This is a genomic window from Arthrobacter sp. B6, assembly GCF_001663775.1.
Lineage (GTDB): Bacteria > Actinomycetota > Actinomycetes > Actinomycetales > Micrococcaceae > Arthrobacter.
Genome location: NZ_KV467168.1, coordinates 506708 through 526917, shown reverse-complemented (window position 1 = coordinate 526917; position 20210 = coordinate 506708). Strand labels below are relative to the sequence as shown.

The following is a 20210-nucleotide window of genomic DNA, read 5'->3' as shown; positions in this document are numbered from 1 at the left end:
ATTTATCCACCTACCGCCGCCGCAGCCAGCCGCTCGCGGTAGTCATCCCAAGAAAACGATTCGGCGGCGTCCAGGTAGGCCTGCTTTAGTTCCTTGCCGTTGGGCTCTTTATTGAGAACGTACCCCAGGTCATCATTGAGGTAAGCGTCCCACTCGTCTACCGTGGCCTTGTACCTCTCGATCACTGATTCCGGGTCCTTTATTGTGTCGGGAGCCAGGCCTGCGATGTTCTCGATGCGCGCTTGGTGAGCTTTTTCGATGGTCGGAAGCAGCTCACTTGTGTCGACCCAGGTGACCCCGTGCGCCTCGCTCTCGGTGGCCCATCGGGCGTTCACCTCCGCGTAGCCGCGGAGGTAGTCTCCCGCCAGACCGGTCGCTTCCTCACGGAAGATCGTCCGGACCTCCTCAGGGAACGCTTCCCAAACATCTTTGCTGACCATGTAGCCGGAACCCGCCGAATTCGGGAGCGGGAGGGGGTGCACATAAGTCGCAACGTCCCATAGGCCGGCACCCATAGCGACCGACGGTGCGGTGACCGCGCAGTCGATGACGCCGCGCTGCAGGGCTTCGAAGATTTCGAGGTCGGGGGTGAATACGTTCGTCATGCCCAGCGCCTCGATGTCGTCTGAGAACGGCCAGCCCGCGGTGCGGGTCTGCACGCCCTGGGCATCCGCCAGTGTCTCGATCGGCTTCGTGCACAGCAGGAACAACGACGGCCCCGTATAGGAACCGAGGGGAACGGCGTTCCATTTCTCGAGTTCGGCGCTTAACTCCGGCGTGCTGAGGGTAAACTCCTGGCTAGCGGCAGTTCCGCTGAGCATGTCCTGCGGGTAGCCGCCCCACTGCAGAGTCGCAAGCGCGTTTGCCCACTGGCCCCCGGGGAGCGAGTCGCCGAAGTAGCCCGGAATGTAGTTCGTCATGTCGGTCAGGCCGGACTGAACCGCCGCCAGGCCTTCTGTCACGGGGTGCAGCGATCCGGAGAGATATACATCGAACGTGACCTTGCCCTCCGTGCGTTCGGTGACGGCCTCCATGAAGTTCGCCGTCGCCTTCTGCGACAGCGAACCTTCCCCGAAGGCTTCGCTGTACGTCAGCGTGACCGGCTCCATGTCTTTCAGGGTGGGGCCGTCGGCATTTGTAGTCCCCGAGCCCGTGCACGCTGCTAGCGTGATTGCACTAGCGGCGACCACGGCCGCTGCAATGATGCGTTTGCCAATGCCGGGCGATGAGTTGGTTGAGGCATAGAGCATGTGACTTCCTTGTCTGAAAAAAGTGTTAGAGCAGTGCCGATCCTAACCCGGTGATTTATCGGATTCGGTCGCAAAGCAATTCACAAATTATATATAGCTATCGCTCAATAGGTCAATGTCCGCTACCGTGGTCGTCGTTAGACCTCGCCGCCCGATCCGCGCTCCGTGGAGGCGATCGATTGGAGTGCATTGTTCAACGAACCCTGTCTGATCGAAGACGACTACGCAGGTTCCAATTTGGGGCTGCGCGATGACGCTACGACTCCGGTGCCTCGTGGACGAACAGGACGCGGTCCTTCACGAGCGCGTCAATCTCATCGTCGGCCATCCCGAGAACATCGGCCACGACCTCGCGCGTGTGCTCAGCCAGGAGTGGCGCAGGATGCCGGAGAGGCATGCCTAGATTTGTGAATTCCACCTCGGCACCGTGGACGCACAAACCCTCCGGATAGTGCGGCTGGGCGAGCATCGTGAACGCAGAGCGCGCCACCAGGACCGGGTCGTCGGGTAGGTTCACCTCATGCACGACCGGGGCGGCCTTCACTCCTGCTCGTTGCAGAGCGGCGGCCATCGTCTCGGCCACGAGTCCCGCTGTCCAGACTTTCACGATCTCTTCGAGCTCGGCGCGGTGCTCGACGCGTCGAGAAGCTGAGGCGAATCGCCTATCGTCGGCGAGATCAGGCCGCGCCATCGATTCGCACAGCGCGCGGAAGGACGCATCCCCGTCCACCTCGAGATAGATCCATTGGTCCTGATCCGGGTCACCGGCTGCAGCGAACACACCCCGGGGTGCATCACCCAGGCCCTGCGGCCGGTCCAGCTCCGCGATCGCCTCGGCTGCCGCGTTCATGATGATGTCGATCTGCGCGGTCTTGGCGTCACCGCCGCGGCCGGTGCGACGCCGGCGCAGCACGAGGGCGAGGGCGATCGACGCACTGAGCCGTCCGGCGAGGTGATCCGGGAAGACCGTGAGCCCATCGCCGAAACCCTCCTCGAGGTCGGGATAACGCCATTGATGGGTCAAGCCCGACACCGCCCGCACGAGCGGTCCGTACCCGAAGAACCCGCGGAATGCCGGAGATTCCCCGAACGCACTCGACTCCACGGTGACGATTTCCTCGTTGCAAGCGGAGAGCGCGGGGTGATCGATTCCGAGGGATTCAAGCGTTCCGGGTTTGAAGTTGCTAAGAACCACATCCGAAACTTCGGCGAGCCGGCGGAAAATCTCCTTTCCGTGGTCGCTCCGCAGATCCAGACCCAAGCTCCGCTTGTTGCGGTGCCCCCGCGCAAAGCTCGCCGACATCCCCGTTGCGAGGGTGGCCAGGCGCGACCCGTCGAGGTGGTCACGGCTCTCGATCTTGATCACATCGGCGCCGTGATCGGCAAGAAGCCGCCCGGCTTCGGCCCCCGCAACGATGACGCCGAGGTCTAGCACCCGGAGTCCCTGCAGGGGTGAGGAACCCGGCGACCACGGGCCGAGTTGGTCAAGCAAGGATGCGGCGGAGCGCCAGTCCAGGCCGGACTTCGGTTCGCTGGAGCGCACCCGCTCGCCGTCGATCACGAACATGCTCTGGACTTCACGATGGCAGCGGCCGTCCCCGTCGACCACGGTGAGGATGACGCCCGACTCGGCCATGGCCTCCGAACTCGCGGCGGCCGCCAGCGAATCGACGCCCACGATGGGCACCCCGCGCGACTGACCCGCGGCGATTGCCTCCGAACGTGTCATCGAAGCGAGGTGGGCAGCGATGAGCGGATAGAGCCTTGCGGCGGCGGCGAGTCGGACATCTCCGCGGCCGAAGCGCTCGTCGGCGAATTCCGCTGGCTCGCCGAGCCATCCGAACATGCTCCGCCACTGACCCGGGCTCAAGATGCACAAGCGTACCCAGCCGTCGGCGACACGAAAGACCGGGTAGAGCCCCGCCGCGTCGGGTCGGCCGATCGTCGCGCTCATGTTCTGGGCACCGAGGACGCTGCCCTTGATCCCAAATGGCGGGTCGAGCGCGTGGATCATGGCATCGGAGACCGCAAATTGGATGGTCTGCCCAACGCCGCTGCGTGCAGTCGCGACGAGAGCGAGAAGCACCGTCCAGAGGCAGTGAACGGCGACCGTGACGTCAACGATGTACGCCGGCGGGATGAGAGGCGTCCGCTTCTCGGGCAGACCCGAACGCGCGAGCGCTCCCGACTGCGCAAAGTGGACGCCCGGCGAACCCGACCATTCCGACCGCCGACCGGACGTTCCGAATTCGCTGATGCGGACCCAGATGAGCTGCGGCCGGGCTCGCCGCAGCGTCGTCTCTACGAGGCCGTCCGCGCAGAGCCGATCCTCGCTTCGGTCGGTAATCACGACATCCGCGTTGGCGGCGAGCCTCGTCAGATCCTCCGCCCGGCCTAGGCGCTTGTTGTGCTGCCGAACTCCATCCGCGATGTCGTCGCGATCGTCACCGACGGCGATGACATCCGCCCCGAGATCGGCGAGCAACCGCGTTGTGTATCGCGCCGGGCCGCTGACAAGATCCAAGATTCTAAGTCCGGCGAGGGGCTTGGAGTGGGATTCACCATCGGGATCGTGGTTCACGCACGACTCCTTCGTTGCATGTGAGGGATACTAAACAGGCACAGTTGACTGTTATTACGACGGTAGGGGACTTCGCCCCGCTCCGCAATTCCGACATCATAAAAGGGCGATTCAACACAAGGGAGGCGCATTGATGAAGGCAGCCTATTCAACGCAGGCACGTTCGCGGGCAGTTCAGGAGCGGAGTGTCCAGACCAGGTCACGGATCCTTGAGGCAGCAATCGAGGTGCTGACGACCTACGGCTACTCGGGCGCGACGACCACTCGGATCCAGGAGACGGCCCGAGTGACCCGGGGCAGGCTGTTGCATCATTTCCGGTCGCGAGATGAGCTTCTGATCGCGGCGGTTCAGCAACTCGCCGCCGCACGTATGGGCCTGCTTCGTGAGCGTTCGACGTGGCCCGAGGACCGGCATGAGCGCCTGGACGCGGCAATCGACGCGATGTGGGAAACGCATCAGCAGAGCTACTTCTGGGCATCCAGCGAACTGTGGATGGCCGCACGGCATGACGACCGACTCCGAGCTGCGCTCCTGCCGCGGGAGCGCGCCCTCGCCAGGCTGATCCACGACACGATCCGCTCGTTCTTCGGTTCGGAACTCTCCGAACTGCCGAACTTCCGTCTTCTGATTGATGTCCTTCTGACGTCGATGCGCGGGACGGCCATGACGCACGCGCTCACGGGACCTTCGACGTCGCCGCAGCCGCTCGACGAGTGGAAATTCGTCGCCCGTAGCGTGCTCGGGATGTCAACGGGCACCCCAGCCCCTCAGCCCGCCGCGCCTGCGGGACCACTCACTTGACGCATCGCCTCGCCCCCCGCTAAGGTCCAATACAGTCAATCACGACTGTTTTTTACCCGATCAGCTCAGAAGGGTTCAGATGCTTGATCTCACAGGGGCCAGCGCACTCGTCACAGGTGGGGCCTCAGGTCTCGGACTTAGTGCCGCCCGCCGTCTGCACGCCGCAGGCGCATTCGTGACCATCCTCGATATGTCTCCGGCAGCCGGAGCCCAGGTATCAGCCGAACTCCGTGACCGCGTGGCGTTCGTCGAGGGTGACGTCACGAACTCGGAGTCCGTCGGCGCCGCCGTCGATCGGGCAAGAGATCTCGGTCCACTGCGCGTGCTCGTCAACTGCGCGGGCATCGGCACCCCGGGGATGATCCTGCGCAAGGGTGTCCCCATGCCTCTCGAGGAGTTCGAGCGTGTGGTTCGCGTCAATCTCATCGGCACGTTCAACGCCATCCGTCTCGCCGCTCCCGCGATGGTCGCGACCGACGAGGTGGGTGAGGAGCGCGGCGTCATCGTCAACACGGCCTCTGTCGCCGCCTTCGACGGTCAGATCGGACAGGCAGCCTACGCCGCTTCCAAGGCCGGCGTGGCCGGATTGACCCTCCCGCTCGCCCGCGAGTTTGCCCGCGCGAAGGTACGCGTCGCGACGATCGCCCCGGGACTGTTCGAAACCCCTATGCTCCTGAACAGCCTCAGCCAGGAATACCGCGACGCCTTGGGCGAGCAGGTTCCCCACCCCTCCCGGCTCGGCGTGCCCGACGAATACGCAGCCCTCGTGATGCACATCATCGCCAACCCGATGCTCAACGGGGAAACCATCAGGCTCGACGGCGCCATCCGCATGGCACCTCGCTGACCTTCACCCCCTCGCGAATCGCAGGAATGAACATGACCTATACCGCCTTTCCCGTCCCCCAGGTGACCTCTCCCCTGACGCCCCAGCTGCTGATTGGTGGCAGGCTCGTCGACGGCGACCGCCCGTCGATGGCGATCCTCAACCCGGCGGACGAGACGGTGTTCGCCCTCTCCGCCAGCGCGTCGCCCGAACAACTTTCCGCGGCGATTGATGCCGCGAAGACCGCGTTCCCCGGGTGGCGCGACACTCCCGTCGACGAGCGGCGCGCCGCAGTGCGCAGGATCGGCGAGCTGATCAGCGAACATCAGGAGGAACTCGCGACGCTCCTCACCTCCGAGCAGGGCAAGCGCATCACCGAGGCGCGTGGCGAGATCGGTCGGGCCGCGCTATGGTTCAGTGAGATGGCTACGCTCGACGTCCCGTGGGATGTCGTCGTCGAGGAGGACGACGAGCGAGTGGTGCGCATCCGGCGCGTTCCCATGGGCGTCGTCGCCGCGCTGTCCCCGTGGAACTTCCCGGTCACCTTGGCCATGTGGAAGGTCGCCCCGGCGCTGCTGACGGGCAACACCGTGGTGCTCAAGCCCTCGCCGTACACGCCCGTCACGAACCTTCGTATCGCCGAGCTCATCAACGGGGTGGTCCCCGCCGGAGTGTTCAACGTCGTCGCCGGCGACCACGACCTCGGGCCGCTCCTGACGAGCGACCCGCGGATTGATCGGATCGTCTTCACCGGGTCAACAAGCACAGGTTCGGCGGTGATGCGTTCGGCCGCTGCGACCCTCGCGAGCGTCACGCTCGAGCTGGGCGGCAACGACGCGGCAATCGTCATGCCCGACGTCGACCTCGACACCGTTGCGGGGCAGGTATTCTGGACGTCGTTTACGAATAACGCCCAATACTGCCTAGCATCCAAGCGCGTCTACATTCACGAGAGCATCTACGACGAGTTCGCGGCGCGCGTGGTCGCGTACGCCAGGAGCATCCGGGTGGGCAACGGGCTCGATCCCGAGGTCGACCTCGGACCGGTCGCGAACCACGATCAGTACACCCGTGTGCGCGCGATCATCGACGATGTCGAGAAGTCCGGACTCACGTTCCTGCTACGCGGCGAGATCCCCGAGGGTAAGGGGTTCTATATCCACCCGTCAATAATCGACAACCCGCCGGACGACGCCCCAGTCGTTGCGGAGGAGTCGTTCGGCCCCATCGTTCCGTTCCTCAAGTTTTCCGACGTGAACGAGGTTATCGAGCGCGTCAACGCGTCGCCGTACGGACTCGGCGGATCGGTGTGGTGCGCGGACCCCGAACTCGCCGAAGGCATCGCGCGACGCATCGACTCCGGCATCGTCTGGATCAATGAAGTGCAGCGGCTGTCGGCGCGGTTCCCGCTCGGCGGCCACAAGATGTCCGGTGTGGGAAGCGAGAACGGGATCGACGGGGTGCTGCAGTACACAAACGTGCAGGTCCTCTCCGCGCATCGCCAAGGGATGGCGCCCTCGTGAGTGGCATCGCCGCCCTCACGCCCGGCACAGTAGTTGCGTCGCGAGATCACCGTGTCGATGAGATCGACCTGTTCCTGTTTAGTGCCGCTTGCTCGCTGCCACACCGCATTCACTACGACCCGGAGTTCGCGCGCTTGGAGGGGCTCGCAAACGTACCCGTGCACGGCCCCCTGCAGGCGACCTGGCTCACCCAACTCGCATCCGAATGGGCTGTTCAGCACGGAGCGACGCTCCAGTCGTCCTCGGTGCGACATCTGAAACCCGCCTATCCTCGCGAGCTGCTGCGCGCCTACCTCACCGTCGCCGATTCCGAGCTCGAGGACAACGGGATTGTCCTCGAGCTTCGTCTCGCGAAGGAAGACGGCACGGTCACCACGACCGGGACCGCCACCATCGTCCCCCGTGGCGCGTCCCGCGACGGTGGAGGGTCGCCGTGAGCAGCATCTCTATCGCGGGCGTCGGATCGAGCGCATTCACGCGCGCGAGCGGGAGGTCCGTCCCCGCGCTGGCCCGCGAGGCGACACTTCTCGCCCTCGCCGACGCGGGCATGTCACCGGCCGACCTTGGCGCGGTCGTGCCCGTTGGCGGTTCTCTCTTCACCGAGGACGTCGTCGCCGGGTTGGGTCTGCGTGATGACGTCCTTGACGTGCTGCCGCCACCTGGTGGAAACGGCGGCCTCAACTCCGTCGGCGCCGCAGAGCTGATCCTCCGGGCCGGAGCAGCCGATGTCGCGGTCGCCGTGTTCGCCCGCAACGGGCGGTCGGCGAGCCGAATCGGACGCCGTGTGTCCGATCTGCCCGGCCAACAGTTTCGGGAGTTCCTAGAGCGCCCCTATGGATGGGTCGCTCCGGCACAGTGGTACGCGATGATCGCGCAGAGACATATGGCCTTGCACGGGACGAGTACGGACGCCCTCGCCGAGGTCGCCCTGACGATGCGGGCCCACGCACAGTTGAACCCGCACGCGATGATGTTCGGCAAGCCTATGACGCGTGAACACTACGACGCCTCGCCGATGGTGAGCGACCCGTACCGACTGTTCGATTGCTGTCTTGAGACCGATGGCGCGGTGGCGGTAGTCCTGACATCGCGCGACCGACGATCCAATCCGGCGGGGGAGCGCGACGTCCGGCTGCTCGCTTTTAGCTCCGCGCGTCCTCAGAGCGCCGACGATCTCACCAACCGCGAGGACTGGTTTCGGATAGGGCTGACCACTGCCGCTCCGGCGGTCTACGAGCGGGCGGGAATCGGTCCGGCCGACGTCGACACCGCTATGATTTACGACTGCTTCACATTCGAGGTGCTCCACCAGCTCGAAGAGGCGGGCTTCTGCCCACGGGGCGAGGCCGGCGCGTTCGTGCTTTCCGGTGCTCTGCGGTTGGGCGGACGTCTTCCGACGAACACCCATGGCGGCCTTCTCTCCGAGGGGCACCTTCTCGGACTTTCGCACGTCGTCGAGGCTGTGCGTCAGGTGCGTGGGGAGGCCGGGGACCGGCAGGTCCCTCACGCCAGGGTCGCCGCAGTGACGGGCTGGGGAGACTGGGGGGACGGCTCGATGGCGCTGTTCGGCGGAAGGGGTGTGGAATGAATGCCGAGGAACACATGAGCCGGGCGCAGCTCCTCGCGCCGGAACTCGCGCCACACCTCGACGGTTCCGACGCCGCACCGCTCGCGGTACCGCGTTGTGTCGCTTGTGGTACCCACCAGTGGCCGCCACGCCCCTCATGCGCCGTGTGTAGAAGCACGGAGTTCGTCTCAACGCCTGTGGACCCAGTCGGCACGATCTACTCGTGGACGACGACGCACCGGGCTCCCACTCCCGAGTTCGCCCACCTGGTGCCCTACACAATCGTCGTGGTCGCGCTTGATGAGCCGCACCGCATCCGGCTCCTCGGTCGGCTCGCACCGACGAACGAAGCGCCATCACTTCGTGTAGGCCTGCGCGTCCAGGGGACGCGCGAGCGATCCGCAGAAGGAGTCCCTTTGCTCGTCTGGAACATCATTGCTTGACGACGGCAGCGACGACCTTCTCGAACCGCGGCATGTCGAGGTCCTTGTCACCCGTGACGCCATCAGCCGGTTCGCCGCCGCTGCCGGCATCACCGCAGCCACACATCACGACATCGCCGCGGCGCGACTCGCGGGTTTCTCCGACCTCGTCGCACCGCCGTACTTCTTCGTCTCGTTGGGACTGACCATGAGTCGAATCCTCACGCGACGGGAGCTAAGCGACGGCGGGATCCCGAACGATGACCCCCTTGCTGCGAAGAAAGTCATGGCGGGCGAGACGACGGTCCGCTGGTTCGGTGACATCGTCGCCGGAGACATAATCACAGTCACACAGACGTTCATCGGATCCGTGGCGAAGGCCGGCCGTTCAGGTCCATTCGAGATCTACACCTTCCGACGCGACTACTCCCGTGGTGGTGAAGTAGTCGTGCGGGAAACCTACTCGCGAGTTGTACGATGAGCTCCCGCAGCGACCCCGCGCCCGGCAGTAAGGACCACAACGCAAAGGTACTGCCATGCCCGGCAGATCAGCTTCACCACGCCCCGGCCGGGAAGCAAAACGACGGGGCCCATGTGGAACAGAAGAACTGGGCCCGTGTCCGAACTGGTGGTGGTCTACTACTACCACGACACCACCCCGAACTTTGAGAAGCTCAATTGAATCTGGGATCTGTCCTACAACGAAAACAAGCTCACCTTACTCCACATCATGTGGTCATTCGCTGAGCTGCTCGGCCCCAATGGCATTTTTGTCAACGCGATCGCACGCGGCCCGGTGAACACTCCCATGTGGGCACAGTTCGCAGAGAACGCAGGCCCCGACGCGGCTGCCAATCGTGCCACGCGGGCCGCGCAGCTGCCAATGCGCCGGTTTGCTGAACCGACGAAGTCGCCCGCGCCATCCTTTTCCTGGCCGATCCGGACAACCGCGACATCACCGGAGTAACACTGGACGGTGCAGGCGGAGCACCTCTCGGAATGGATACTTGGTCCGCCCCAAATGAACCCCCGCCAATTGCCGTCAGTGGCAAACACTTGGTTGCGGGACGGTGACCGGGAGCGGATGACCCCTCTCCGCGTAACTCCCGGAGGACTGTCTCTGGCCCCTCTGTCAAGCCACCTGGATGAGCGTGCTGGCCGCGGAGGTCTTGTGATCCCCGCTCAGAACCCGGTATACGACGTCGGATAGTCGGCGTTTGAGGATAGGCAGTGCTTCCATGCTGCCGTCCCCGCCTGCTTTAGGCGGGCCAGAAGTTCCCGCGCGCCTTGATGGCAGCGGGCCTGAGTCAGGACGATTCCGTGCAGCGCAGCGTTCAGCTGTCTGTTCCCGGTTCGGGAGAGTCGGTGCCGGGCCTTGTTCGAAGACCACACCGGCGGTCTCTCCCAGGATCTTCTTCGCTGCCGTCAAGGACCCACAGCTGACGATCGCCATCCGTGCCGCAGCGATGACTGGGGTCCGCCGGCTGGGTTCGGCTGTGAGTTCATCGATCTCCTCGGTGAGGCGGTGCAGATGGGTGAGGAGCCGTTGAGCGAGGTTGGCGACGACCCCGGAGAAGTCATCCAGGCGGAATTTGATGCGTGCGAACGTGCCCTGGTCGAAGTTGGCCGGGCAGGATCGAGCTCGTGCAGGTGCCAGCGTAGCTGGCTGATCACGCGGGTCCGTTCAGCGGCGATGTCCTCGTGGTGGTTGACCAGGACGGGCGACGGGCAGATCGGGTTCTCGCAGGGCGGAACGTGCGATCGCGAGAGCGTCTATGGGGCGGACTTGCCGAACGTGGGGGCGCTGTCCCGAACGTGGGATTCACACGCGCCGCAAGGAGGTCGCCTTCCAATCGTCTCCTCAGGTGCCGCCAGTCCTCGATCGCCCAGAGCCGTTCCTGATCATCTTGTTTGTTCGCCCATGCCAGCAGGAGAGATGGTCGCTACTGGTCGTGCCGATCGTCTTGACTGCCAGCTGCTGCCAACCGTGTCAGCGATCACGGCCATGTGGGAGCGCTGTGTGGGGTACGCCCAAGTCTATGGTTTCCAGCCCGGTAGCTCCGGGGAATAGGAAGAAGAAAAATGGGACGTGTAGGTGGAAAAATTGCCATCATTAGTGGAGGGGGACGCGGAATGGGCGCAGCTGCATCCCGGCGACTCGTTTAGGAAGGCGCGAGGGTTGTAATCGGTGAAGCGCTCGGCGAAGCGGGTGCCGCGACAACAGCCGAACTAGGTATGGACGGGCGATTCGTGCACTTCGGCGTTCGTAAGCGTATGTTTCCACCTTCGGTCTCGTTGCTCTGAAAGTGCTTTACCCGGCGGTGCCAGTCGCCCTAGAGGTCGTCCCGGCTTTCCCTTATGTCCTCGACCGATCGGAGCGGTTGGTACCCGACTCCCGGCAGACGCGCAAAATAAGAACGCCGTCAGCGCAAGTAAATAGTCTTCGTCCTGCGCCAGCTTCAAGATGAAGCCAAAGGACCAGGCCATTCTCAGTTACAACATCAACTTGGCCCGCTAGGTCAGGCCGTCGTTTTCGACAAGTAGAACGCTGTCTCCGCTCGCCAGCCTTGTCCAGTTCCTAATGTAGTCCGCGCAGGCTGTGAGCATAGCGAAGCGGAGACTGTCGTCTGTGGTTGCTGCAGGTGATGGGTCCGGATCCGACCTCCGGGTTTCGTTGCCTTATCCGTAGTTTGAGCGCCGGTTCTTATAGGGCCGTTTTCGTATGTGCCGGGACTTCTGCAGAGATGCTTTCGGAGCTGTTGCTCATGACCACGACTCAGTTCACCGCGCTGTTGTTCAATGCTAAGGGCGGGCGGACCAAGCCGGGGGTGACTCCTTCGGCGGGGTCGTTGCCGAGCTGGAGGATCCTGTTGTGCTGGTCTACATGCACAATCCTGGGTTCGAAGGACCTGGCTTCTTCGGTGGTCATATTCGCATAGGAGATGAGAATGACAGTGTCATTCTCATGGATCACGTGCGCAGCAGGTCCGTTTATGCCGACTACACCGGTGCCCCGTTGGCCGGCGATGGTGTAGGTCTCCAAGCGGGCACCGTTGGTAACGTCGACGATCGCTACGAGCTCTCCGGGCAGGATGTCGGCCGCCTCCAGCAGGTCCAGATCCACGGTGACCGAGCCAACGTAGTGCAGGTCGGCGTGTGTGACGGTGGCCCGGTGAATTTTTGATTTGAACATCGTGCGAGTCATCAGATTCACGGAGATTACCCCTGACTAGTTTGAGGACGCAGGCGGCGTCGTGTTGCTTGGCGAGCAGACGGTGAGGTGCCGTAGCCGTTGCGATGTTTGATGATCCGGGTGATCATCCGGCACCTCACCGCTGGAATCGAGAGGCAATTCAATTGCCAGCTACAGGGAACGCTGTTCGTGCCCGTTGTATTCGCTCAGAGGACGGATGAGGGAGTTGGAAGCGGCTTGTTCCATGATGTGGGCGGTCCAACCGGTGATGCGGCTGGCGACGAAGATCGGGGTGAAAGTGGGAGTGTCGAAGCCCATGAGGTGGTAGGTCGGCCCGGCGGGGTAGTCGAGGTTGGGTTTGATGGCCTTGGCCTGGTCCATGGCCTGTTCCAGGCCGTTGTACAGGCCCAGGACTTCAGGCCGGCCGTAGTAGGCGATCATTTTGTCGAGGGCTGCCTTCATGGTGGGCACCCGGGAGTCGCCCTGTTTGTAGACGCGGTGGCCGAAGCCCATGACCTTTTTCTTCTGCGCAAGGGCATCTTCCATCCAGGCCTTGGCACGTGAGGCAGCTTCTTCGAGGGACTCCTCCTTGCGGATGCCGATCTCGTCGAAGGTGTGCATGACGGCTTCGTTGGCGCCACCGTGCAGAGGGCCTTTGAGGGCTCCGATGGCTGCGGTCACGGCCGAGTGGAGATCTGAGAGGGTGGACGTGACGACGCGGGCGGTGAAGGTGGAGGCGTTGAAGGAGTGTTCTGCGTACAGGATCATCGAGACGTTGAAGGCCTCGGTGACCTCGTCCACGGGCTCTTCGCCGAAGGTCATCCAGAGGAAGTTGGCGGAGTAGCCGAGGTCATCGCGCGGCTCGATGACGTCGTGTCCGTGGCGGCGGCGCTGGTCGTAGGCGACGACTGCGGGCATTGCTGCCCAGAGGTCGATGGCTTTGTTCATGTTGGCCCCGGGCGAGGAATCCTCTGCCAGCTTATGGCGCGCTCCGAGCACCGACGCCGCAGTGCGGCACACGTCCATCGGGTGGGCGTTCTTAGGCAAGGTGTCGATGATGGCTTGGAGTGTAGGGTCGAGTGCCCGACCGGCCCGTTCGCGTGCAGTAAACTCGGCCAACTGCTGCTGGGTGGGCAGCTCGCCGTTCCAAAGCAGGTAGGCCACTTCCTCGAAGCTGCACTTTGCGGCAAGCTCCTGGACCGGGTACCCGCGATACAGCAGTGAGTTGGTGTCGGGGTTGACCTTGGAGACGGCGGTGTAGTCCACCACAACGCCGGCGAGGCCCTTTTTGATGTCTGTGTCAGTCATGCTGAACTCCTTCGTTGCAGCCCTTTACAAGCGAGTGTGGGGGATTTGGAAGTTGAAGATACCGGAATCGAATTTGTTGTATGCCTCGTAGTCCACGAGCTCATAGAGGCGTGCCCGCGTCAGCATCTCAGGAACAAGTACTTCTTGTGTTCCCAGACTCTTGAGCGTGTCCAGGACACGTTCAGCTGCCCCCATGGCGCTGCGGAGCAGGGTGACCGGGTAGATGACCATGTTGACGCCCACGGCCTGGAGCTCTCTCGTCGAGAAGAGGTCGCTTTTGCCGAATTCGGTCATGTTGGCCAGGATGGGAACGTCCACGGCGTCCCGGATCGCACGGAATTCGTGCAGGTCGCGCATGGCTTCGGGGAAGATGGCGTCGGCGCCGGCGTCCACCAGGGCTTTGGCGCGATCTTTGGCTGCTTGCAGTCCGTCGGTGGCGCGGATGTCGGTGCGGGCCATGATGAGGAAGTTTGGGTCGCGACGGGCGTCGGCTGCGGCGCGGATGCGTTTGGTGGCGGTGTCCAGGTCCACCACGTTTTTGCCGTCGAGGTGGCCGCAGCGTTTGGGGTTGAACTGGTCTTCGATGTGCAGGCCGGCTAGGCCGGCGTTTTCGATTTCCTGGACGGTGCGGGCGACGTTCATGGGTTCGCCGAAGCCGGTGTCGGCGTCCACGATGGCGGGCAGGTCGGTCATGCGGGCGATCTGCCCGGCGCGGGTGGCGACTTCGGTGAGGGTGGTCAGGCCGATGTCGGGCAGGCCGAGGTCGTTGGCGAGGACGGCGCCGGAGATGTAGACCCCGCCGAAACCTTTCTCCTCGATCAGCCTGGCTGAGAGCGGGTTGAATGCGCCGGGGAACTGGGCGATGGTGCCCGAAGCAAGCAGGTTGTGGAAATCGATTCGCTTCTGCTCGGGCGTGACCTTGGAATACAGCATCAGAAGAGTCCCTTGGGTGCGGCGCTCAGGTTGATGACGCCGGGGGCAGCGGTGATGTTCAGCTGGTCCAGTTCCCCATGACCGAGTTGGGGGAGGCGTTCGACGGCGGTGAGGAACCGTTCGATTTCGGCTTCCTCTACGAGGCCAGCGGCCAGGGTGCGGAACTTGTGGATGTACTGTTCGCGGCCGAAGGGGCGGGCACCGAGAGGGTGGGCGTCGGCGAGGGCGATCTCATCACGGATCACGGTGCCGTCGGCCAGGGTGATTTCCACGGACCCGCCGAAGGCCTTCTCTGCGATGTCCAGGGAGTGGTAGCGCCGGGTCCATTCCGGGTCTTCCTCGGTGGAGACCTTCTGCCACAGCTCCACGGTGTCCGGCCGGGCGGCACGTTCCGGGGAGTAGGAGTCCACGTGGTGCCAGGCGCCGTCCTGCAACGCGACGGTGAAGATGTACGGGATCGAGTGGTCCAGCGTCTCCCTCGAAGCTGTGGGGGAGTACTTCTGCGGATCGTTCGCGCCGGAACCGATCACGTAGTGGGTGTGGTGGCTGGTCCTGATCAGCACCGACTTCACGTTTCCCGGGTCCGTGGCTTCGGGGTGCTCTTTGTGGAGTTTCCGGGCGAGGTCGATCCAGGCCTGGGCCTGGTACTCGGCGGAGTGTTCCTTGGTGTAGGTGTCCAGGATGGCACGCTTGGCCTCCCCGGGAGTGGGAAGCGGGACCATGTAGGACGCCTCCAGGCCATCGAGCAGCCAGGCAATCACACCGTCTTCGCCCTCGTAGATCGGCACCGGGGAAGTCTGCCCACGTATTGCACGGTCCGCCGCCTCGACCGCCATCTTCCCGGCGAACGCGGGGGCGTGGGCCTTCCACGTGGAAATCTCGCCCTTACGGGACTGCCGCGTGGCGGTGGTGGTGTGCAGCGCCTGGCCCACGGACTGGAAGATCGTCTCAACGTCGAGGCCCAGCAGGGTGCCGATGCCGGCCGCGGCGGAGGGGCCAAGGTGGGCCACGTGGTCGATCTTGTGCTTGTGCAGGCAGATCGCCTTCACCAGGTTCACCTGGATCTCATACCCGGTGGCGATGCCCCGGATGAGATTCGTGCCGCTGGCTCCCACGTGCTGTGCGACGGCGAGGATGGGCGGGATGTTATCGCCGGGGTGGGAGTACTCCGCAGCAAGGAAGGTGTCGTGGTAATCCAGTTCGCGCACTGCTACCCCGTTGGCCCACGCGGCCCACTCCGGGGAGACGCGTTCGCCGATGCCATAGATCTTCGCGCCTTTGCCACCGGTGCTCGGGGCGTGCGCCAGAGCCTGGGCACGGGCCGCGACGATCGGGGCCCGGTTCAGCGATGCTATAGCCACCGAGGAGTTGTCGATGATCCGATTAATCACCATGTCGGTTACTTCGGCCGCTACGTCCACGGGGTCAGCGGCTACCACGGCGATCTTGTGCGCCAACTGGTCCTCGCGGGCGAGGTTTTCCTCACTTTTGTACACGCGGACGTGGTGCTTCTTAACCATGGGGCTCCTTCGGGAGTGCGGGGTGAGTGGCTTTGATATGGGCAAGACTGCGGTGCAAATGGAGTGTGGTGGCTGCTTCGGCCAGTCGCGGCTTCCCATCGGCGATGGCCTCGGCGATGGCTGCGTGCTCGGCCGCTGCGGCTATGAGCCGATCGTCCACTTCCGCGGCCAGCCGTCGGATCCGCACGAGGTGCACACGGAGGGTCCGCGTTGCCTGGACGAGGTAGGAGTTGGAGATGGAGGAGTCGATGGCCTGATCCAACCGGGCTACCAGGGCGTAATACGCGTGTCGGGTAGGGTCAGCTGCGGTGAGGAGCGTTGGAGCATCCCGAAGTTCCCGATGGAGCGAAGCAAAAACACTGGCGGTGCCCCGTTGCGCAGCCAGAACAGCGGCTCTGCACTCCAGTATTTCGCGCAGCTCGAAGAGTTCATCAACGTCGTCCAACGAGATGTCAGTCACGACGACACCTCGACCGCCGGCAGCCTGGGTGAGACCCTCAGCGCTTAGTCGGCCAAGGGCCTCCCGTAATGGTGTTCGGGAAACGCCAAGCCGTTCCGATTGTTCGACTTCAGCCAGAACTGTTCCGGGTAATAGACGCCATTCGACAATGTCTTCACGAAGAACTTGGTAAGCCCGCTCACTAGCACGCATGAAAGCAGTGTATACAAATATTTTGGACACAGCAACGGGGTGGAACACTTATGTATACACGACGGGGGCTTGAAGGCCGTTGAATAGCTAAGTGGCCAGCCATAAATCGTCCGCGTCTGGGCCTAGCGTGGCCGTAGTTGGCACACCGTTCCCTATAAGGGTTAGTTAGCAGGCGGAATCGCTGCGAGCATAATGTATACAACCTGCAGTATATTTTCTGGACCACCATGGACGAGTGCTCCCCAAATGTATACACTGGTTTCGATTACTCCCGTGTTCTGGATCCCAGACAGAGCGTTCGGCTGTGCCGGTGATGGTGATGCTCGACGTTCCTACTTCTGCCCAATGGCATTCCCACAACACCAGCGAGGGTCAGGGACACGTCAAGCCTGCGGACGATCCCTACAAGAGAAATCAATCGATACCGCGCCCTGGGCAGTAAATTTCTGCTTGCCCCGGCTGGATGAAAGAGAGTTAACGTGGCACTTATTGGCGTTGTGGCCGAGTTGGGTCGCGAGACGCGGGTGGCGGCGACGCCCACCACCGTGAAGCAATTATTGGGATTGGGCTACGAGGTTGTGGTCGAGAAGGGTGCGGGGGAGTCCGCGTCGTTCCGTGATGAGGCTTATGCCGAGGCCGGTGCTGTGATTGTGGGTGCTGATGAGGCGTGGGGGAGCGAGGTGGTGTTGCGGGTCAATCCGCCCACTGAGGATGAGATCGCCCGCCTGGCCGAGGGTGCCACGCTGATCGGGTCGTTGAGCCCTGGGTTGCGGCCGGAGTTGGTGGAGGCGCTGGCGGCGCGTCCGATCACGGCGCTGGCGTTGGATGCGGTGCCGCGGATCTCGCGGGCCCAGTCGATGGACGTTCTCAGTTCGATGGCGAACATTGCCGGTTACCGTGCCGTGATCGAGGCGGCGCACGAGTTTGGCCGGTTTTTCACGGGACAGGTGACCGCGGCGGGCAAGGTCCCGCCCGCCAAGGTCCTGGTCGCCGGCGCCGGTGTCGCCGGGCTGGCGGCGATCGGGGCCGCGTCCAGCCTGGGCGCGATTGTCCGGGCGACGGACCCCCGGCCCGAGGTCGCCGACCAGGTGAAGTCCATTGGCGGAACCTACCTCAAGGTCGAGGTGGAGGTCGCCGAAGAGATGAGGTCCTCCGACGGGTACGCGAAGGCCACGTCGGAGGCATACAACGCCCGGGCTGCGGAAATTTACTCCGAGCAGGCAGCGGATGTGGACATCATCATCACCACCGCACTCATCCCGGGACGCCCGGCGCCGAAGCTGCTCACCGCCGAAGACGTTGCCGCCATGAAGTCCGGCAGCGTGATCGTGGACATGGCGGCGGGCCAGGGCGGGAACGTCGAAGGCTCCGTCGCCGGGGAACGCGTGGTCACTGACAACGGTGTGGTGATCCTGGGCTACACGGATCTTCCGGCCCGGCTCCCGGCCCAGGCATCGCAGCTGTACGGGACGAACATGGTGAACCTGCTCAAGCTCCTGACCCCGGACAAGGACGGGCAGCTTCGGATCGATTTCGACGACGTCGTGCAGCGTTCCGTGACGGTGGTGCGCGAGGGTGAGAAGACCTGGCCGCCGCCCCCGGTCCAGGTCTCCGCCGCACCCGCGGCAACGACCCAGGCCCCGGCCGCCGGAAGCACCGCGCCGAAGAAGAAGGAAGGACTCAGCCCCGCCGGCAAGGTCGGCTTGTTTGCCGCCGGGATCGCGGTGCTGTTCGGGATCAACGCGGTCGCTCCCGCGCCGCTGCCCCAGCACTTCACAGTCCTGATGCTCTCGATCGTGGTCGGCTTCTACGTCATCGGGAAAGTCCACCACGCCCTGCACACCCCGCTGATGTCCGTCACGAACGCGATCTCCGGAATCATCGTCGTCGGCGCCCTGCTCCAGGTCACCTCCGAGAACATCGTCATGCAGGTCCTCGCCGCCGTCGCGGTGTTGCTCGCCAGCATCAACATTTTCGGCGGCTTCGCTGTCACCCGGCGGATGCTCGCCATGTTCTCGGCCGGGAAGGCACGTTCATGAGCGCCGCCACCGCAACAGCAGCAGCAACACTTACGAGGAGCTTCACCGTGACCGACACCGTCTCCGGTCCATTGACCGCCGACTCCATAGCGGGGGCGGCCTACATCGTCGCGGCCCTGCTGTTCATCCTCAGCCTCGCCGGGCTGAGCAAGCACGAAAAAGCCCGCGCCGGGGTCGTCTACGGCATCACGGGCATGGTCATCGCCCTTGCCGCCACGATCTGGCTAACCCTGCAGGACGCCTGGGGCACCGGCCACGCCCTGACCGGCCTGGGCCTGCTGGTCGCCGCGGTTCTGGTCGGCGGGGCCATCGGACTCTGGCGCGCCCGGGTGGTCGAAATGACCGGCATGCCCGAACTCATCGCCCTGCTGCACAGCTTCGTCGGCCTCGCAGCGGTCCTGGTGGGCTGGAACGGCCACCTCGAAGCCCCCGCGCTGTCGTCGGACCTGATGGCGATTCACCACGCCGAGGTCTTCATCGGCGTGTTCATCGGCGCGGTAACCTTCACCGGCTCGATCGTGGCGTTCCTCAAACTTTCCGCCCGGATGAAATCCGCACCCCTGATGCTGCCAGGCAAGAACGCCATCAATCTCGGCGCCCTCGCCGCGTTCATCGCCCTCACCGTCTGGTACGTCAACGACTCCCAGCTCTGGCTCCTCATCGTGGTCACCCTCCTGGCTCTGGGGCTGGGCTGGCACCTGGTTGCCTCCATCGGCGGCGGCGACATGCCCGTCGTCGTGTCCATGCTCAACAGCTACTCCGGCTGGGCCGCCGCCGCGGCCGGCTTCCTGCTGAACAACGACCTGCTCATCATCACCGGCGCCCTGGTCGGCTCCTCGGGTGCGTACCTGTCGTACATCATGTGCAAGGCCATGAACCGATCCTTCATCTCCGTGATCGCAGGAGGGTTTGGCATCGCCGCCCCCGCCAGCAAAGGGGACACGGACCACGGCGAGCACCGCGAGATCACCGCCGAGGCGACAGCGGAAATGCTGACGAACGCCTCGTCCGTCGTCATCACTCCCGGCTACGGCATGGCCGTCGCCCAAGCCCAGTACCCCGTCGCTGAACTCGCCCACCAACTCCGCGAACGCGGCGTGAACGTCCGGTTCGGAATCCACCCCGTCGCCGGGCGCCTGCCCGGGCACATGAACGTGCTCCTCGCCGAAGCCAAAGTCCCTTACGACATCGTCCTGGAAATGGACGAAATCAACGACGACCTCGGCGACACCTCCGTGGTCCTCGTCATCGGCGCCAACGACACCGTCAACCCCGCCGCCGCCGAAGACCCCGGCAGCCCCATCGCCGGGATGCCCGTCCTGAAGGTCTGGGAAGCCGAAAACGTCATCGTCTTCAAACGCTCCATGGCCGCCGGCTACGCAGGAGTCCAAAACCCGCTCTTCTACCGCGACAACTCCCAAATGCTCTTCGGCGACGCCAAACAGCGCGTCGAAGACATCCTCCGCGCGTTCTAACCAATAGCGCCCGCGTAGCCTTTCTGCTGGTCAATATAACAACACCGGGGTGGCGCTAGTCCGGGTTACACAACCGGATCCGTTTACGAGGCAGACGACAGAAGAGAGAGATGAGACGA

17 protein-coding genes and 2 pseudogenes are annotated in these 20210 nt (G+C 63.9%); 11 read left to right on the top strand and 8 right to left on the bottom strand.

Going from position 1 to position 20210, the window contains the following annotated elements; translation table 11 throughout:
• Positions 1-2: 2 nt before the first annotated feature.
• Together dctP and AU175_RS02185 are read right to left on the bottom strand one after the other, a co-directional pair.
• Positions 3-1250, bottom strand: coding sequence for a TRAP transporter substrate-binding protein DctP (gene dctP, locus AU175_RS02190; RefSeq protein ID WP_066285474.1), 1248 nt, complete (start codon positions 1248-1250; stop codon positions 3-5).
• A gap of 256 nt (positions 1251-1506) precedes the next feature.
• Positions 1507-3831 carry a CaiB/BaiF CoA-transferase family protein gene (locus AU175_RS02185; protein ID WP_066285472.1) on the bottom strand — a complete coding sequence of 775 codons (2325 nt, stop codon included), beginning with the start codon at positions 3829-3831 and terminating at the stop codon, positions 1507-1509.
• A 133-nt stretch (positions 3832-3964) separates the two neighbouring features.
• Between AU175_RS02185 and AU175_RS02180 the strand changes: the two genes are divergently transcribed.
• The 9 genes and pseudogenes from AU175_RS02180 to AU175_RS22200 all read left to right on the top strand — a co-directional run bounded on the left by AU175_RS02180 (position 3965) and on the right by AU175_RS22200 (position 9938).
• Positions 3965-4633: a TetR/AcrR family transcriptional regulator gene (locus AU175_RS02180; protein WP_066285470.1), complete on the top strand. Its 669-nt coding sequence runs from the start codon at positions 3965-3967 to the stop codon at positions 4631-4633.
• Positions 4634-4712: 79 nt separating this feature from the next.
• Positions 4713-5480 carry an SDR family NAD(P)-dependent oxidoreductase gene (locus tag AU175_RS02175; protein ID WP_066285469.1) on the top strand — a complete coding sequence of 256 codons (768 nt, stop codon included), beginning with the start codon at positions 4713-4715 and terminating at the stop codon, positions 5478-5480.
• Positions 5481-5512: 32 nt separating this feature from the next.
• Positions 5513-6982: an aldehyde dehydrogenase family protein gene (locus tag AU175_RS02170; protein WP_066285467.1), complete on the top strand. Its 1470-nt coding sequence runs from the start codon at positions 5513-5515 to the stop codon at positions 6980-6982.
• On the top strand, positions 6979-7419 hold the full coding sequence (locus AU175_RS02165; RefSeq protein ID WP_066285465.1) for a MaoC/PaaZ C-terminal domain-containing protein: 441 nt from the start codon (positions 6979-6981) through the stop codon (positions 7417-7419). The genes AU175_RS02170 and AU175_RS02165 overlap by 4 nt, the downstream gene beginning before the upstream one ends.
• Positions 7416-8570, top strand: coding sequence for a thiolase family protein (locus tag AU175_RS02160; protein ID WP_066285463.1), 1155 nt, complete (start codon positions 7416-7418; stop codon positions 8568-8570). The genes AU175_RS02165 and AU175_RS02160 overlap by 4 nt, the downstream gene beginning before the upstream one ends.
• Positions 8567-8722 (top strand): annotated as a pseudogene (locus tag AU175_RS22710) (zinc ribbon domain-containing protein); the annotation flags it as partial. The gene AU175_RS02160 and the pseudogene AU175_RS22710, both read left to right, overlap by 4 nt.
• A gap of 24 nt (positions 8723-8746) precedes the next feature.
• The gene (locus AU175_RS22205) at positions 8747-8992 is read left to right on the top strand and encodes a Zn-ribbon domain-containing OB-fold protein (RefSeq protein ID WP_231938437.1); all 246 of its coding nucleotides are present in this window, start codon (positions 8747-8749) and stop codon (positions 8990-8992) included.
• Positions 8985-9452 (top strand): FAS1-like dehydratase domain-containing protein, encoded by a 468-nt coding sequence (locus AU175_RS02155; RefSeq protein ID WP_066285461.1) that lies wholly within the window; start codon positions 8985-8987, stop codon positions 9450-9452. Before AU175_RS22205 ends, AU175_RS02155 begins: the two co-directional genes overlap by 8 nt.
• 249 nt (positions 9453-9701) lie before the next feature.
• Positions 9702-9938, top strand: a complete 237-nt coding sequence (locus AU175_RS22200) for a hypothetical protein (protein ID WP_231938436.1) — start codon at positions 9702-9704, stop codon at positions 9936-9938.
• A 320-nt stretch (positions 9939-10258) separates the two neighbouring features.
• On the opposite strand, the pseudogene AU175_RS22705 reads toward AU175_RS22200, so the two are convergent.
• The 6 genes and pseudogenes from AU175_RS22705 to AU175_RS02125 form a co-directional block, all read right to left on the bottom strand.
• Positions 10259-10363, bottom strand: a pseudogene (locus tag AU175_RS22705) (hypothetical protein); the annotation flags it as partial.
• Between the two features lie 1384 nt (positions 10364-11747).
• On the bottom strand, positions 11748-12176 hold the full coding sequence (gene panD, locus AU175_RS02145) for an aspartate 1-decarboxylase (protein ID WP_197497123.1): 429 nt from the start codon (positions 12174-12176) through the stop codon (positions 11748-11750).
• 159 nt (positions 12177-12335) lie between these two features.
• Positions 12336-13472 carry a bifunctional 2-methylcitrate synthase/citrate synthase gene (locus AU175_RS02140; RefSeq protein ID WP_066285455.1) on the bottom strand — a complete coding sequence of 379 codons (1137 nt, stop codon included), beginning with the start codon at positions 13470-13472 and terminating at the stop codon, positions 12336-12338.
• Between the two features lie 24 nt (positions 13473-13496).
• A complete protein-coding gene (gene prpB / locus AU175_RS02135; RefSeq protein WP_066285453.1) occupies positions 13497-14405 on the bottom strand; it encodes a methylisocitrate lyase in 909 nt (302 codons plus the stop codon).
• Positions 14405-15925 carry an MmgE/PrpD family protein gene (locus AU175_RS02130; protein WP_066285451.1) on the bottom strand — a complete coding sequence of 507 codons (1521 nt, stop codon included), beginning with the start codon at positions 15923-15925 and terminating at the stop codon, positions 14405-14407. The genes prpB and AU175_RS02130 overlap by 1 nt, the downstream gene beginning before the upstream one ends.
• The gene (locus AU175_RS02125) at positions 15918-16577 is read right to left on the bottom strand and encodes a GntR family transcriptional regulator (RefSeq protein ID WP_066290395.1); all 660 of its coding nucleotides are present in this window, start codon (positions 16575-16577) and stop codon (positions 15918-15920) included. Before AU175_RS02125 ends, AU175_RS02130 begins: the two co-directional genes overlap by 8 nt.
• 479 nt (positions 16578-17056) lie before the next feature.
• Between AU175_RS02125 and AU175_RS02120 the strand changes: the two genes are divergently transcribed.
• A complete protein-coding gene (locus AU175_RS02120; protein ID WP_066285450.1) occupies positions 17057-18616 on the top strand; it encodes a Re/Si-specific NAD(P)(+) transhydrogenase subunit alpha in 1560 nt (519 codons plus the stop codon).
• Positions 18613-20091, top strand: coding sequence for a Re/Si-specific NAD(P)(+) transhydrogenase subunit beta (gene pntB / locus AU175_RS02115; RefSeq protein ID WP_231938435.1), 1479 nt, complete (start codon positions 18613-18615; stop codon positions 20089-20091). The genes AU175_RS02120 and pntB overlap by 4 nt, the downstream gene beginning before the upstream one ends.
• Positions 20092-20210: the final 119 nt, after the last annotated feature.

Bases quoted from the DNA above. Each gene is read 5' to 3' on its own strand.
- dctP (WP_066285474.1), bottom strand. From the start codon at position 1,250: ATGCTCTATGCCTCAACCAACTCATCGCCCGGCATTGGCAAACGCATC.
- AU175_RS02180 (WP_066285470.1), top strand. From the start codon at position 3,965: ATGAAGGCAGCCTATTCAACGCAGGCACGTTCGCGGGCAGTTCAGGAG.
- AU175_RS02175 (WP_066285469.1), top strand. From the start codon at position 4,713: ATGCTTGATCTCACAGGGGCCAGCGCACTCGTCACAGGTGGGGCCTCA.
- AU175_RS02170 (WP_066285467.1), top strand. From the start codon at position 5,513: ATGACCTATACCGCCTTTCCCGTCCCCCAGGTGACCTCTCCCCTGACG.
- AU175_RS22200 (WP_231938436.1), top strand. From the start codon at position 9,702: ATGTGGTCATTCGCTGAGCTGCTCGGCCCCAATGGCATTTTTGTCAAC.
- panD (WP_197497123.1), bottom strand. From the start codon at position 12,176: ATGACTCGCACGATGTTCAAATCAAAAATTCACCGGGCCACCGTCACA.
- AU175_RS02140 (WP_066285455.1), bottom strand. From the start codon at position 13,472: ATGACTGACACAGACATCAAAAAGGGCCTCGCCGGCGTTGTGGTGGAC.
- prpB (WP_066285453.1), bottom strand. From the start codon at position 14,405: ATGCTGTATTCCAAGGTCACGCCCGAGCAGAAGCGAATCGATTTCCAC.
- AU175_RS02130 (WP_066285451.1), bottom strand. From the start codon at position 15,925: ATGGTTAAGAAGCACCACGTCCGCGTGTACAAAAGTGAGGAAAACCTC.
- AU175_RS02125 (WP_066290395.1), bottom strand. From the start codon at position 16,577: ATGCGTGCTAGTGAGCGGGCTTACCAAGTTCTTCGTGAAGACATTGTC.
- pntB (WP_231938435.1), top strand. From the start codon at position 18,613: ATGAGCGCCGCCACCGCAACAGCAGCAGCAACACTTACGAGGAGCTTC.